This window comes from Micromonospora desertarenae (assembly GCF_056150265.1).
In genome coordinates, this window is the sequence record NZ_JAXCFQ010000006.1 from 49,419 (window position 1) to 64,355 (window position 14,937).

Genomic DNA, 14,937 nt, shown 5'->3' on the forward strand with positions numbered 1-14,937 from the left:
CCCGCAACATGCGAGAGCAGCGGCGCAGCACCCTAGCGCCGGTTGGCAAGAACTTACAGAGGTTTCCACTGGCGGGCCGCCCTTCCCCCGGCGGGCCGCCATGACGACAGGAGTACCGATGCGCATCCGTACCGCGGGTGTGGTCGCCGCCTTCGCCCTGGCGCTCGCCGCGTCCGGCTGTGGCGGCGGCAGCGACGAGCCGGCCGCCAACGAATCCCCCAAGGCCGCCGGTGGCAAGCTGGTGATCTGGGCCGACGACAAGCGGACCGCGGCCCTCAAGCCGTTCGCCGAGAAGTTCGGCCAGGAGAACGGCGTCACCGTCGAGGTGCAGGCCGTCTCCAAGGACCTGCAGACCAACTTCGTCACCGCCCACCAGCAGGGCAGCGGCCCGGACGTGGTGGTCGGCGCGCATGACTGGATCGGCAACCTGGTGCAGAACGGCGCCATCGACCCGGTGCAGCTCACCGCCGAGCAGAAGAGCGGCTTCAACGCCACGGCGGTCAAGGCCGTCACCTTCAACGGCCAGCTCTACGGCGTGCCGTACGCGATGGAGAACCTCGCGCTGATCCGCAACACCGAGCTGGCCCCCGAGGCGCCGAAGACCATCGAGGAACTGGTCGCCACCGGCAAGAAGCTCAAGGCGGAGAAGAAGGCCAGCGAGATCCTCTGCCTGCAGTCCGGCCAGAACGGCGACGCGTACCACATCTACCCGCTGTACACCTCGGCCGGCGGCTACCTGTTCGGCACCGCCGCCAACGGCGACTACGACCCGAAGGACCTGGGCGTGGGCAAGCCGGAGTCGATCGAGGCGTTCAAGAAGATCGCCGCCCTCGGTGAGAAGGGTGAGGGTGCGTTGAAGCGCTCCATCACCGCCGAGAACTCGATCGCCACCTTCGGCGCCAAGAAGTGCGCCTTCCTGGTCTCCGGCCCGTGGGCCATCGCGGACGCCAAGAAGGCGAACATCAAGTACGACATCTCCCCGGTCCCCGGCTTCGCCGGTGGCAAGGAGGCCCAGCCCTTCGTCGGCGTCCAGGCGTTCTACGTGGCGGCCAAGGGCAAGAACAAGGCGCTGGCCCAGGAGTTCGTGGCCAACTACGTCACCACCCCCGAGCTGGCCGTGGCGCTGTACAACGCCGAGCCCCGCCCGCCGGCGCTGACCGCCGCGCTGGACCAGGTCAAGGGCACCGACCCGGACCTGGCCAAGTTCCAGGAGGCCGGCAAGAACGGCCAGGTGCTCCCGGCGATCCCGGCGATGGCCGCGATCTGGGACCCGTTCGGCAAGGCGCAGGCCGCCATCATCGGCGGCGCCGACCCGGCCAAGACGATCACCGCGGCCGGCAAGACCATCTCCGGCCAGATCAAGTAATGAGCACGCCGCTGTCCGGCCCGGGACCTGCCCAGCAGGTTCCGGGCCGGGAGCCCGTCGGCTCCGGGCTCCCGCGCTCGTCCCGTACCGCGCGGAACCACGCGCCGATCACCGTGACCGGCCTGCTGGTCAAGGTGGTCCTGCTCGGCCTGGTGGCCGGGATCGCGATCTGGGCGGCCTTCCCGCTCATCGAGGCCGAGAAGTGGGCCGGGCTGGCCCTGCTGGCGGTCACCACCGCCGGACTGTTCTACCTCTACCTCACCCGCCGGCACGTCCCGGCCAAGTACCTGGTCCCCGGCACGCTCTTCCTGATCGCCTTCCAGGTCTTCCCGGTGCTCTACACGGCGAGCACCGCGTTCACGAACTTCGGCGACGGACACCGCGGCAGCAAGGACGACGCGATCGTCGCCATCCAGACCGCCTCGGTGCAGCAGGTCCCCGGTTCCACCGAGTACGCGCTCTCCGTGGCCACCACCGGCGATCCCGCCACCGGCCCGCTGGTCTTCCTGGTCACCGACCCGGCCACCGGCACCGTCTCGGTCGGCGACGCCGAGGGGCTGCGCCGGCTCGACCCGGCCGACGTGACCGTCGCCCCGGGTGGCAAGGTCACCGCCGCCGACGGCTACACCGTGCTGAACTTCGGCCAGGCCGGCGCCCGCAGCCAGGAGATCACCGACCTGGTCGTGCCGACCGCCGGGGGCGCCATCCGGTCCACCGGCCTCACCCGCGCCTACGAGGGCAAGGCCATGCGGGCGTACGACGCCGGCTGCGACTGCGTCCGGGACGCCGAGAGCGGCAAGACCTGGACCGCTGACGAGTCCAGCGGCGCCTTCGTGGCCGCCGACGGGGAACGGCTGGCGCAGGGCTGGAAGGTCAACGTCGGGTTCGACAACTTCGCCCGGGTGCTCACCGAGCCCGCCATCTCCGGCCCGTTCTTCGGCACGCTGGTCTGGAACTTCGCCTTCGCGATCGGGTCGACCGGGCTCACCTTCCTGCTCGGCTTGGCCATCGCGCTGACGCTGCACTCGCCCCGGCTGCGCGGCACCAACCTCTACCGGGTGCTGCTGATCCTGCCGTACGCCATGCCGTCGTTCGCCATGCTGCTGGTCTGGCGGGACATGTTCAACACCGACTTCGGCCTGGTCAACAACCTGTTCGGGCTCGGCGTGGACTGGTTCGGCCAGGACTGGACGGCCCGCGCGGCGGTGCTGCTGGTGCAGCTCTGGCTCGGCTACCCGTACATGTTCCTGGTGGCCACCGGCGCGTTGCAGGCGATCCCGCGCGAGCTGACCGAGGCCACCTCGGTCGACGGCGCGTCGCCCTGGCAGTCGTTCCGGTCGGTCACCCTGCCGCTGCTGCTGGTCGCGCTCTCCCCGCTGCTGATCGCGTCGTTCGCGTACAACTTCAACAACATCAACGCGATCTGGCTGACCACCGAGGGCGGGCCGTTCCCGGCCGACAACCCGACCAACGGGGCCACCGACCTGCTGATCACCTACACCTACCGGTTGGCGTTCGGCGCCCAGGGTGCGGAGTTCGGCATGGCCGCGGCGGTGTCGATCTTCATCTTCGCGATCGTCGCCACGGTCTCGGCGATCAGCTTCCGGCGCACCCGCAAGCAGGAGGAGGTGTACTCGTGAGCGCGAGGAGTGAGCTTGCGAGCCCCGCAGTCGCGAACGGAAGGTGGCTCCGGTGAGCGCGAGGAGTGAGCTTGCGAGCCCCGCAGTCGCGAACGGAAGGTGGCTCCGGTGAGCGCGAGGAGTGAGCTTGCGAGCCCCGCAGTCGCGAACGGAAGGTGGCTCCGGTGAGCACCCTCAGCAGCAGCGGTGTCCGGGCCGCCGGCGACACGGGCGGCGGCGCGCCGGTCGCCAACCGCAACGCCCGGGGCGGGCAGCGCGGCCGTTGGTTCCGCCAGGTCGGCTGGCGGCACCTGGTCGGGGTGCTGGCGGTGGCGTTCAGCCTCTTCCCGATCCTGTTCGTGCTCTCCGCGGCGCTGAACCCGCGCGGCACGCTCTCCTCGACCGAGCTGGTGCCGACCGAGGGCGTGTCGTTCGAGAACTTCGGCAACCTGTTCGACCGGACCGCCTTCGGCCACTGGTTCCTCAACAGCCTGCTGATCGCCGGCACGGCGAGCTTCGTGTCGATCTTCCTCTCCGCGCTCGCCGCGTACGCCTTCTCCCGGATGCGCTTCGCCGGCCGGCGGATCGGGCTGCTCACCCTGCTGCTGATCCAGATGTTCCCGCAGTTCCTGGCGATCGTGGCGATCTTCCTGATCTTCACGACGGTCACCGACCTGTGGCCGGGCATCGGGTTCAACACGCCCTGGGGGCTCTTCCTGCTCTACATGGGAGGCGCGCTGGGCGTGAACACCTGGCTGATGAAGGGCTTCTTCGACACCCTGCCCCGGGAACTGGACGAGTCGGCCACCATGGACGGCGCCACCCACGCCCAGGTGTTCTTCCGGATCATGCTGCCGTTGGTGGCGCCGATCCTGGCGGTGACCGCGCTGCTCTCCTTCATCGGCACCATCAACGAGTTCATGATCGCCAACGTGTTCCTCACCGACACCGAGTCGAAGACCCTGGCGGTCGGCATGTTCGGCCTGGTGGCCGGCGAGCGGAACAACAACTTCGGGATGTTCGCGGCGGGCACCCTGCTCACCGCGATCCCCACCGTGCTGGTGTTCCAGCTCCTCCAGCGCTACATCGTCTCCGGGCTCACCGCCGGAGCCGTCAAGGGATGACCCGCGGGGGTGACCGCTCGCCGTCGCGGGCGGCGCCACCGCACTGAGTGGCCGCCGCCCGGACGGGCGGCGGCCACCCCCGCACCGCGCCACCGCGGCGGTGCGAGCTGCGCGGCAAGGGCGTCGTGTCGACGTACACCGGAGCAGTCACGGGCCGAACGCCGCGACCGGGAGACCGGCCGCGGCGGGCGCCCCCTCCTCTCCCCGGCCGACCAACCCGAAAGGTCCGACCATGCCGATCCAGCCGCACCACGACGGGTCCGAGCTGTACGTCCCCGACCAGCAGCCGTCGCTCGGCGACACCGTCGACGTGTTCGTCCGGGTGCCCGCCGGCGCCGACGTGCGCCAGGTGCACGTGCGCACCACCGGGGACGGTGAGCCCCGGTTCGCCGAGGCGGTCGTCGACCGCACCGCCGGTGACGAGGTCTGGTGGCGGGCCGCGGTGCAGGTCCGCAACCCGGTCAGCAACTACCGGTTCCTGCTCACCGGCGCGCGCGGCCACCGCTGGCTGAACGCCGCCGGGCTGGTCGACCACGACGTGCCGGACCACGGCGACTTCCGGCTGGTCTCGTACGACCCGCCGCCGGCCTGGGCCCGGGACGCGGTGATCTACCAGATCTTCCCGGACCGGTTCGCCCGCTCGGCCGCCGCCGACGGCCGGCCGCTGCCCGACTGGGCGATCCCCTGCAACTGGGACACCCCGGTCATCGGGCGCGGCCCGGAGACCCCGCGCCAGTTCTACGGCGGCGACCTGGACGGCGTCACCGAGCACCTGGACCACCTGGACCGGCTCGGCGTCAACACCGTCTACCTGACCCCGGTCTTCCCGGCCCGCTCCAACCACCGTTACGACGCGGCCAGCTTCGACACGGTGGACCCGCTGCTCGGCGGTGACGCGGCGCTCGCGCGGCTGGCCGACGCGGTGCACGCCCGGGGCTGGCGGCTGCTCGGCGACATCACCAGCAACCACACCGGCGACGCCCACCAGTGGTTCACCGCCGCCAGCTCGGACGTACGCGCACCGGAGCGCGAGCTGTACTACTTCGACGAGATGACCGGTGACTACGAGTCCTGGAACGGGGTCAAGTCGCTGCCGAAGCTGAACTGGGGCAGCGCCGAGCTGCGCCGGCGCTTCGCCACCGCCGACGACGCGCTGCTGCGCCGCTGGCTGCGCCCGCCGTACGGGCTGGACGGCTGGCGGGTGGACGTGGCCAACATGACCGGCCGGCGCGGCGCCGACGCGTACACCCACGAGGTGGCGGCGCTGCTGCGCCGGGTGGTCGCGCAGACCCGCGCCGACGGGCTGCTGATGGCCGAGCACGGCCACGACCACACCGGCGACCTGGACCGGGACGGCTGGCACGGCACGATGAACTACGTCGGGTTCACCGACCCGGTCTGGTCCTGGCTCCGCCACGGCGACCAGCCGGTGCCGAACTTCCTCGGCACCCCGGGCGGGGTGGCCCGCCGGGACGCCGACGCGGTGCTCGCCACCATGAACTCCTACCGGTCGCTGATCTCCTGGCGCTCGTACGTGCACTCGTGGCAGCTGCTCGGCTCGCACGACTCGGCGCGGATCCGGACGGTGGTCGGCGACGCGGCCCGGCAGGAGGTCGCCGCCGGCCTGCTCGCCACCATGCCGGGCATTCCGATGATCTTCGCCGGCGACGAGCTGGGGCTGACCGGCGACAACGGCGAGGGCTCGCGCACGCCGATGCCGTGGCACCGGCCGCAGAGCTGGGACGCCGGCACGTTCGCCGCCTACCGGGCCCTGATCGCGCTGCGGCACGCCGAACCCGCGCTGCGCCGGGGCGGCCTGCGCTGGCTGCACGTCGACGCCGACACGCTGGTGTTCCTGCGGGAGGCGCCGGCCGGGGCGGTGCTGGTGCTGGCCCGGCGGGCGGCCGGCGCGCCGGTCCGGTTGACCGGCCTGCCGGCCGGCGAGAACGTCTACGGCGGCGCCCCCGCACTGCGCCCGGACGGAACCGGCGCGGTGCTGCTGCCCGGCGACGGCCCGACCTTCCAGGTGTGGCGCCTGCCCTGACCACCCACGCCCCCGCCCTCGCCCGCTTCGGGCCGCTCGTTCAGTGAACGAGTGGGCATTCTCGGCGCAATGGCCACTCATTCACTGAACGAGCGGCCGCGCGGGGTCAGCGGGCGGGGGTAGCGGACAGGAGGGCGCGGACGCCGGCTAGGTAGGTCGCGCGGTCCGGGCCGCCGGTCAGGATGCGCTGGGTGAACCAGCCCGGGACGAGGGCGAAGAGCGCCGCGGCGATGGCGTCCGGGTCGGTGTCGGCGGGCAGCTCACCGGCCTGCTGGGCGCGCCGCACCAGCAGCCCGAACTGGGTGCGGAAGCCGGTGTACTTCTCCGCGACGAAGGCGGCCAGCGCCGGGTCGCGCTGCGCCTCGCCCCAGACCTGGATGGCGATGCGCAGCACGCCGTCCGCGCCGAGCTGGGTCTCCACGTACGCCAGGATGCGGTCGAGCGCCTCGACCAGCGGCAGCGGCGGGTCGTGCCGGGCCAACCCGGCGAGCACGTCGCCGGCTCCGCTGACCGCCTCCTCGGCGATGGCGTTGATCAGGTCGGTCTTGCTCGGGAAGTAGCGGTAGACCGCGCCGACGGAGAGGCCGGCCTCGGCGATCACGTCCTGCATCGAGGTGCGGTGAAAGCCCTCGCGCAGGAAGCAGCGCCGGGCCGCGTCGACGATCTGGCGGCGGCGGGCGGCGAGGTGTTCGGCCGAGACACGTGGCACGGGATACATCGTAAAGCGAACGTTCGTTCTTGACAGCGGGGTGGCGTGGGAGGAGCCTGAAACCTGATAGAGAACGAGCGTTCGTTTTAGGAGATGGGGACATGTCGACCCGTACCCGCTCGCCCCTGCTGCTCGCCGTCCTGGCCGCCGCCCTGGTGGTGGGCGTCCAGGCACTGCTCGTACCGCTGTTCGCGGCGCCGGCCGCCAACCTCGCGCCGCGCGACCTGCCGGTCGCCGTCGCCGGCCCGGTGCCGGCCACCGCCGAGTTGGCCGGCCGGCTCGCCGCGGCCCGGCCCGGCGCGTTCGAGGTGACCACCCTGCCGGACGCGGCCGCCGCCGACCGGGCGCTGCGCGACCGCGAGGTCTACGCCGCCTTCGTCGCCGGCCCGGACGGGGTCGCCCTGCACACCGCCGCGGCCGCCAGCCCGACGGTCGCGGCGCTGCTCACCGAGGCCGCCGGCCAGCTCGCCGCCGGTCGGCCGGTGCCGGTGGTCGAGGTGGTGCCCGCCGACCCGGACGACCTCCGCGGCGCCGGGTTCGCCGCCGGCTTCCTGCCGCTGGCGCTGACCAGCATGCTCGCCGGGGTGCTGCTCGTCCTGCTGGTCAGCGGCCGGGCGGCCCGGCTGGCCGGCCTGGCGGCGTACGCCGTGCTGGCCGGCGGGGTCGGGGTGGCCGTGCTGCACGGCTGGCTCGGCCTGCTCGGCGGCGACTGGCTCGCCGAGGCGGCCGCGATCGGACTCTTCGGGCTGGCCACCGCGGGCGTCGTCGCCGGCCTCGGCGCGCTGCTCGGCCGTCCGGGGATCGGGCTGGGCGCGCTGCTGGTCTTCCTGGTCGGCAACCCGCTCTCGGCGGTCGGCTCGGCCCCCGAACTGCTGCCGCAGCCGTGGGGCACGGTGGGTCAGTGGCTGCCGGTGGGCGCCGGCGGCACGCTGCTGCGCTCGGTGGCCTTCTTCAACGGCGCCGGGGCCGGCACCCCGCTGGCGGTGCTCGCCGGGTACGCCGTGGTCGGCCTCGCCCTGGTGCTGCTGGCCCGGCGGGCGCCGGTGCCGGCCGGTGCGCCGGTCGCCGCCCCGCGGCCGGCCCGAGCCGCGGCGGCCTGACCCGCGGCCAGGTCTCCGCCACGCCCCCTACTACAAACTGTCGTTGATAGGGGAAGATGGTCGCCGTGGAAGCTCTGAGACTGATCCTTCGCTACATTCACCTGATCGGGTTCGCGCTGCTGCTGGGCGGGGCGATCGTCCAGTACGTCAGCGGGCGGCTGCGGATCAATCCGGCCATGCTCTGGGGCTCGGTGATCATGTTGCTCACCGGTATCGGCCTCTCCGCCCCGCTGCGCGACGGCGACGAGCCCGACCCGGCGAAACTTGTTACCAAGCTGGTGCTCGCCCTGCTGATCTTCGTCATGGTCTTCTTCTCCCGCAAGCGGGACGTGGTCAACCGTGGCCATTTCCTCGCCATCGTCGGCCTGACCCTGGTCAACGCGGCGGTGGCGGTCTTCTGGCGGTAACGTCCCGGACAGGGGACGGCCCCGGAAAACGGACGTTCGCGACGCCGGGACGCCCACCCGTCGGTGCCGAGAGTGACCTTGCCCACCCAAGGGTTACGTAGGGGTAACAGGCACTCAACAGTCGTGCACGATTGTCGGCCGTTGGGTGGGCGCGGGCGTACGCTCCCGTCCGTAACGTGGGACGCCGGCGGCAAGTCGCCAGGCCGGCTAATGGGCTGCCACCGCGCGACCCGCGGTGTGCAATGGAAGGGAGACGTCTTGCGCTCGGTGCGTGGGATGCGGATCGCCTCGGTCCTCGCGGTGGGTGGGCTCGTGCTGAGCGCCGCCGCGTGTGGCGAGGCCCCCGAGGAGAACAACGGCGCCGGTGACGGCGGCAAGAAGTACAGCGCCTGCATGGTGACCGACGTCGGCGGCATCGACGACAAGTCGTTCAACACCTCGGCCTGGCAGGGCCTGGAGGCCGCCAAGTCCGAGAACAGCAACATCGACATCAAGTACGTGGCGTCCAAGGCCGAGGCCGACTACGAGCCGAACCTGACCCAGTACGTCAACCAGAAGTGCGACTTCATCCTCGCGGTCGGCGGCCTGATGGGTGACGCCACCTCGAAGATCGCCAAGGCGAACCCGAACCAGCAGTTCGGCATCGTCGACGCGAAGCTGCCGGAGAGCAACGTCTACCCGATGCAGTTCGACACCGCCCAGGCCGGCTTCCTGGCCGGTTACCTGGCCGCCGGGATGAGCAAGTCCGGCACCGTCGGCACCTACGGCGGCATGAAGATCCCGCCGGTGACCATCTTCATGGACGGGTACGTCGACGGCGTGGCCCACTACAACAAGACCAAGAACAAGACCGTCAAGGTCCTGGGCTGGGACAAGGCCACCCAGAACGGCTCCTTCACCAACGACTTCGTCAAGCAGGACGAGGGCAAGAAGGTCAGCGACGCGCTGGTCGCGCAGGGCGCCGACATCATCATGCCGGTCGCCGGCGGCGCCGGCCTCGGCACCACCGGTGCGGCGAAGGCCTCGGGCGGCAAGTACAACACCATCTGGGTGGACGTCGACGGCTGCGAGAGCACCCCGGACTGCCCGGCGATCATCACCACCGTGGTGAAGAACATCCCGGACGCCGTCAAGGAGGCCGTGCTCAAGGCCGCCGGTGGCGAGAAGCTCAGCGCCAACCCGGGCTTCCTGGGCACCCTGGCCAACAACGGTGTCTCGCTGGCCCCGTACCACGAGTTCGACAGCAAGGTTCCGGCCGAGCTGAAGGCCGAGGTCGACAAGCTGAAGGCGGACATCGCCGCCGGCACCGTCACGGTCACCTCCAAGGCCCAGCCGAAGTGACGCTCGGCCGGCCAGCCGCGGTGAGACGATCACCGGGATAGGCCGGCGAGCGGTACAGCACGACGATCCGGCCGCCCCGGGCGCCGCGGGACCTCGTCCGCGGCGCCGGGGCGGCCGATCCGCTCCACCCGACGACCGGCCACGCGTGGTGACCGGCCGGCAGCTACGCTGCACCATCGCTTCGCACTCCAGGAGGTTGCGCTGAGACTCGAACTGCGCGGCATCACCAAGCGGTTCGGTGATCTGGTCGCCAACGACCACATCGACCTGACGGTGGAGCCTGGAGAGATCCACGCCCTGCTCGGCGAGAACGGCGCCGGCAAGTCGACCCTGATGAACGTGCTCTACGGGCTGTACCAGCCGGACGAGGGCGAGATCCTGGTCGACGGCCAGCCGCTGAAGCTGAAGGGCCCGTCGGACGCGATCGCGGCCGGGATCGGCATGGTGCACCAGCACTTCATGCTGGTGCCGGTCTTCACCGTGGCGGAGAACATCATGCTCGGCGCCGAGCAGGTGCGCGGCGGCATCGCCGGCCTGCTGGACCGGCGCCGGGCCCGGCGCGAGGTCGCCGAGGTCTCCGAGCGGTACAACCTGCGGGTCGACCCGGACGCGGTGATCGAGGACCTGCCGGTCGGCATCCAGCAGCGGGTGGAGATCGTCAAGGCGCTCACCCGCGACGTCGACCTGCTGATCCTGGACGAGCCCACCGCGGTGCTCACCCCGCAGGAGACCGAGGAACTGCTCGCCGTGATGCGGTCGCTCAAGGCCGCCGGCAAGTCGATCGTCTTCATCACCCACAAGCTCGGCGAGGTCAAGGCGATCGCCGACCGGATCACCGTGATCCGGCGCGGCAGGACCGTCGGCACCGCCTCGCCGGAGGCGAGCCGGGACGAGCTGGCCGCGCTGATGGTCGGCCGCAGCGTGCGGCTCACCGTCGACAAGACCCCGGCCAAGCCGGGCCGGCCGGTCCTGGAGGTCGCCGGCCTGGTCGTCGACGACGACCGGCAGGTACGCGCGGTGGACGGGGTGGACCTCACCGTGCACGCGGGCGAGGTGCTCGGCGTCGCCGGCGTGCAGGGCAACGGCCAGACCGAGCTGATCGAGGCGATCATGGGTCTGCGTCCGCTGCTGGCCGGGACGGTCACCCTCGACGGGCAGCCGGTGCACGGTTGGTCGACCAAGAAGGTGCTCCGCGCCGGCGTCGGCTACGTGCCCGAGGACCGCAGCGTCGACGGCCTGGTCAAGGAGTTCAGCGTCGCCGAGAACCTGGTGCTGGACATCTACGACCAGCCGCCGTTCGGCGCCGGGCTCGCGCTGAAGCCGGACGAGATCGCCCGGTCGGCCAAGGAGCGGATCGAGCAGTTCGACGTCCGTACCTCCTCGGCCGAGGCGCCGGTCGGCACGCTCTCCGGCGGCAACCAGCAGAAGGTGATCGTGGCCCGGGAGCTGTCCCGGCCGCTGAAGCTCTTCATCGCCGCGCAGCCGACCCGCGGCGTGGACGTCGGATCCATCGAGTTCATCCACAGCCGGGTGGTCCGCGAGCGGGACATCGGCACCGCCGTCATGGTGGTCTCCAGCGAACTCGACGAGGTGATCGGTCTGGCCGACCGGATCGCCGTGATGTACCGCGGCCGGATCATCGGCGTGGTCGGCCCGGACACCCCGCGCGAGGAGATCGGCCTGCTGATGGCCGGCATCACCCCCGACGCGACCGGCGCTTCCGGCACCCCCGGCGGCGCCCCGGCCCCGGACGGCGCGGCTCCGGCGCCCGAGGTCCCAGGTAGCGAGGACAAGGCATGACGAACCCAGACCCCCAGCCGGGCTCCCCGGACAAGGAGCCGGCGACCGAGGCGCAGGCCGCGCAGACCGCGCTCGGCAACACCGAGCGCGCCGAGACGGCGACCACGCCGAAGCAGCCGGGCGACGGGGGCCGGCCGTCGCTGGGCCGGCTGTTCCTGGACAACCTCTGGGCCGCCAACACCTTCACGGTGACCCTGCTGTCGCTGGTGCTCGCGATGATCGTCGGCGCGGTGCTGATCATCGTCTCGGACCCGGACGTGCTGGCCACCTACAGCTACATCACCGCCCGGCCGTCCGACGCCATCAACTCCAGCTGGACGTTGGTCAGCGAGGCGTACGCCAACCTGTTCAAGGGCGCGGTCTTCGACCCGGAGGCGTTCTCCGGCTGGCTGAACGGCAGCAACGGCTGGGAGGCGGTCCTCGCGCCGATCTCCGAGACGCTCACCTACACCGCGCCGCTGGTCTTCACCGGGCTCTCGGTCGCGCTGGCCTTCCGGGGCGGCCTGTTCAACATCGGCGCCCAGGGCCAGGCCACCATCGGCGTCATCCTGGCCGCGCTGGCCGGCTTCCTGCTGCCGCTGCCGCCCGGCCTGCACCTGCTGGTCGCGGTGCTCGCCGGTGCCCTCGGCGGGGCGATCTGGGGCTTCATCCCGGGCATCCTCAAGGCCAAGGCCGGTGCCCACGAGGTGATCAACACGATCATGCTCAACTACATCGCCACGTACTTCCTGACCTGGCTGATCGTGCAGAACGGCATCCAGGACCCGAACCGGACCGACGCGATCAGCCGGCCGGTGGACGCCTCGGCCCAGCTGCCCCGGCTGCTCGGCGACAACCTGCGGGTGCACGCCGGCATCCTGCTCGCGGTGCTGGCCACCTGGGCGGTCGCCTGGCTGCTCAACCGCTCCACGCTCGGCTTCGAGCTGCGCGCGGTGGGCGCCAACCCGGACGCCGCGCGCACCGCCGGCATCAGCGTCACCCGGACGTACGTGCTGATCATGGTCTTCGCCGGGATCCTGGCCGGCCTCGGCGGCTCGAACATGGTGCTCGGCTCCACCGCCAGCGCGCTGACTCCGCTGGTGGTGGCGCAGATCGGCTTCGACGGCATCCTGGTGGCGCTGCTCGGCCGGGTGAAGCCGTGGGGCGTGGCGCTGGCCGCGCTGCTCTTCGGTGCGCTCCAGGCCGGCGGCAACCGGATGCAGTCGTACTCGGGGATCTCGCTGGAGCTGGTCACCGTGCTCCAGGCGCTGATCGTCATCTTCATCGCCGCGCCGGCCCTGGTGAAGGCGATCTTCCAGCTCCGGGCCGCGCGGGCCGCCCGGTTGCAGACGAGCCTGGCGAAGGGCTGGTAACTCATGTCCACCATGGCTGTCCCCGACGTCGCGGTCGCCCCGGTCGACGAGGGCTTCTGGACCCGTACCCGCAAGATCGGCCTGACCCTGCTCGGCCTCGGCCTCGTCGGCGCGGTGCTCTTCGGCGCGCTCGCCACCGACCAGCCGGCCCGCTTCACGTTGAGCGAGGACGCCGCCGGCGCCGCGCTGAAGATCAATGGCACGGTCGGCGCGATCGGGTTCGGCGTGGTCGCCATCGCCGCCGGCGCGGCGATGCTCGCCGGGCTGCCGAAGCGCTGGTTCACCCTGGTGCTCGGCGTCGGGCTGGTCGGCTTCGTGCTCTCCTTCCTCTGCTGGCAGGTCTCGGCGGCCCCCGCCGGGCAGAACTTCATGCCGCTGGTGAACATGGTGCGCGGCACGTTCGTGCTGGCCCTGCCGCTGATCTTCGGCGCGCTCGCCGGCGTGCTCTGCGAGCGCTCCGGCGTGGTCAACGTGGCGATCGAGGGCCAGCTGCTGATGGGCGCGTTCAGCGGCGCGCTGTTCGGCAGCATCTCCGGCAGCGTCTGGGTGGGTCTGGTCGCGGCGGCGATCGGCGGTGCCTTCATCTCCCTGCTGCTGGCCGTCTTCGCCATCCGCTACCTGGTCGACCAGGTCGTCATGGGCATCGTGCTCAACCTGCTCGCGGTCGGCGTCACCGGCTTCCTCTACGAGCGGCTGATGCAGACCGACGCGCAGCAGTACAACAGCGCGCCGCGGTTCAGCAACTGGGAGATCCCGCTGCTCAAGGACATCCCGGTGCTCGGCCCGGCGCTGTTCCGCGGCAACATCTTCCTCTACCTCGGGCTGCTGCTGGTGCTGGTGATCCACATCGCGCTGTTCCGCACCCGCTGGGGGCTGCGTACCCGCGCGGTCGGCGAGCACCCCACCGCCGCCGACACGTTGGGCGTCCGGGTGCTCGGGCTGCGCTACCGCAACGTGCTGCTCGCCGGGGTGGTGGCCGGCATCGGTGGCGCCTCCTACACGCTGGCGCTCTACTCGTTCACCAAGAACATGATCGGTGGTAAGGGCTTCATCGCCCTGGCCGCGCTGATCTTCGGCCGGTGGAGCCCGACCGGTGCGCTGCTCGCGGCGCTCTTCTTCGGCTTCGCCGACCAGCTCGGCACCTACCTCGGCGCGATCAACAGCGTGATCCCGAGCCAGTTCCTGGCCATGCTGCCCTACCTGGCGACGATCCTGGCGGTGGCCGGCCTGGTCGGCCGGGTCCGGGCGCCGGCCGCGGACGGCAAGCCGTACATCAAGGGCTGACGGGAGCACACCATGGAGATCGACTGGGAACGGCTGCGGACCGCCGCCACCGAGGTGATGCGGCACGCGTACGTCCCGTACTCGAAGTTCCCGGTCGGGGCGGCCGCCCTGGTCGACGACGGCCGGGTGGTGGTCGGCTGCAACGTGGAGAACGCCGCGTACGGGGTGGTGCTCTGCGCCGAGTGCGGGGTGGTCTCCTCCCTGCACGCCACCGGCGGCGGCCGGATCGTCGCGCTGTCCTGCGTCGACGCCACCGGCGAGCCGCTCATGCCGTGCGGCCGGTGCCGGCAGCTGCTCTGGGAGAACGGCGGCCCGGAGTGCCTGATCGAGGCGAAGGACCGGCCGCTGCGGATGGCCGAGCTGCTGCCGCACGCCTTCGGCGTGGAGGACCTGGAGGCCGTCACCGGCGAGACGCCGGTGCCGGTGGTGCCGGAGCGGCTGGCCGCCTGGCGCGGCCGGGGCACCGTCTTCGTCCACCCGGATCTCTCCGCCGGCCAGCAGGTCTGGACGGCGTACTGGGAGCGGTCCGCCGGGGACGACGCGGGCGCCGAGACCGGGGTGCTGGAGGAGGGCCCGAGCTGGGACGACCCGGCCGAGGCGATCACCTGGGGGCTGGCCCGTACGCCGCGGGTGGTGGTGGTCGACGCGTCGGGCACCATCTTCTGGGCGGGCGAGGGGGAGCCGCCGATGGAGATCCCGGTTCGTTGGTCCGGTGCCTGAGCCTGGGCCTTGCGGTCCAGGGTGGTCGCGCTAGGGGATCGGGCCGGCTCTCGGGGCCGGCCGGGCTTCAG

The 14,937-nt window shown here is 71.7% G+C and carries 12 protein-coding genes; 11 read left to right on the top strand and 1 reads right to left on the bottom strand.

All coding sequences use genetic code 11. From position 1 onward, the window contains the following. Nucleotides 1-118 precede the first annotated feature (118 nt). The 4 genes from SM577_RS14470 (at nt 119) to SM577_RS14485 (ending at nt 6,153) form a co-directional block, all read left to right on the top strand. Entirely contained in the window at nt 119-1,366 is a 1,248-nt protein-coding gene (locus SM577_RS14470; RefSeq protein WP_302918319.1) for a sugar ABC transporter substrate-binding protein, read from the top strand. Next, entirely contained in the window at nt 1,366-3,006 is a 1,641-nt protein-coding gene (locus tag SM577_RS14475; protein ID WP_474587094.1) for an ABC transporter permease subunit, read from the top strand. Before SM577_RS14470 ends, SM577_RS14475 begins: the two co-directional genes overlap by 1 nt. 290 nt (nt 3,007-3,296) lie before the next feature. Then, nucleotides 3,297-4,109: a sugar ABC transporter permease gene (locus SM577_RS14480; protein ID WP_302918734.1), complete on the top strand. Its 813-nt coding sequence runs from the start codon at nt 3,297-3,299 to the stop codon at nt 4,107-4,109. 232 nt (nt 4,110-4,341) lie between these two features. Beyond that, nucleotides 4,342-6,153: a glycoside hydrolase family 13 protein gene (locus tag SM577_RS14485; RefSeq protein WP_474587095.1), complete on the top strand. Its 1,812-nt coding sequence runs from the start codon at nt 4,342-4,344 to the stop codon at nt 6,151-6,153. 106 nt (nt 6,154-6,259) lie between these two features. Here SM577_RS14485 and SM577_RS14490 read toward each other — a convergent pair whose 3' ends face one another. Continuing rightward, entirely contained in the window at nt 6,260-6,862 is a 603-nt protein-coding gene (locus SM577_RS14490) for a TetR/AcrR family transcriptional regulator (RefSeq protein WP_302918316.1), read from the bottom strand. 101 nt (nt 6,863-6,963) lie between these two features. Between SM577_RS14490 and SM577_RS14495 the strand changes: the two genes are divergently transcribed. The 7 genes from SM577_RS14495 to SM577_RS14525 all read left to right on the top strand — a co-directional run bounded on the left by SM577_RS14495 (nt 6,964) and on the right by SM577_RS14525 (nt 14,866). Beyond that, on the top strand, nt 6,964-7,962 hold the full coding sequence (locus SM577_RS14495) for a hypothetical protein (RefSeq protein ID WP_474587096.1): 999 nt from the start codon (nt 6,964-6,966) through the stop codon (nt 7,960-7,962). A 65-nt stretch (nt 7,963-8,027) separates the two neighbouring features. After that, nucleotides 8,028-8,369, top strand: a complete 342-nt coding sequence (locus tag SM577_RS14500; protein WP_302918314.1) for a hypothetical protein — start codon at nt 8,028-8,030, stop codon at nt 8,367-8,369. Between the two features lie 276 nt (nt 8,370-8,645). Beyond that, nucleotides 8,646-9,710, top strand: coding sequence for a BMP family lipoprotein (locus tag SM577_RS14505; RefSeq protein WP_302918733.1), 1,065 nt, complete (start codon nt 8,646-8,648; stop codon nt 9,708-9,710). A gap of 261 nt (nt 9,711-9,971) precedes the next feature. Continuing rightward, on the top strand, nt 9,972-11,510 hold the full coding sequence (locus tag SM577_RS14510) for an ABC transporter ATP-binding protein (RefSeq protein ID WP_474587247.1): 1,539 nt from the start codon (nt 9,972-9,974) through the stop codon (nt 11,508-11,510). Then, nucleotides 11,507-12,862 carry an ABC transporter permease gene (locus SM577_RS14515; RefSeq protein WP_302918312.1) on the top strand — a complete coding sequence of 452 codons (1,356 nt, stop codon included), beginning with the start codon at nt 11,507-11,509 and terminating at the stop codon, nt 12,860-12,862. Before SM577_RS14510 ends, SM577_RS14515 begins: the two co-directional genes overlap by 4 nt. Before the next feature lie 3 nt (nt 12,863-12,865). After that, a complete protein-coding gene (locus SM577_RS14520) occupies nt 12,866-14,146 on the top strand; it encodes an ABC transporter permease (RefSeq protein WP_474587097.1) in 1,281 nt (426 codons plus the stop codon). 12 nt (nt 14,147-14,158) lie between these two features. Beyond that, nucleotides 14,159-14,866, top strand: coding sequence for a cytidine deaminase (locus SM577_RS14525; protein WP_302918310.1), 708 nt, complete (start codon nt 14,159-14,161; stop codon nt 14,864-14,866). Nucleotides 14,867-14,937: the final 71 nt, after the last annotated feature.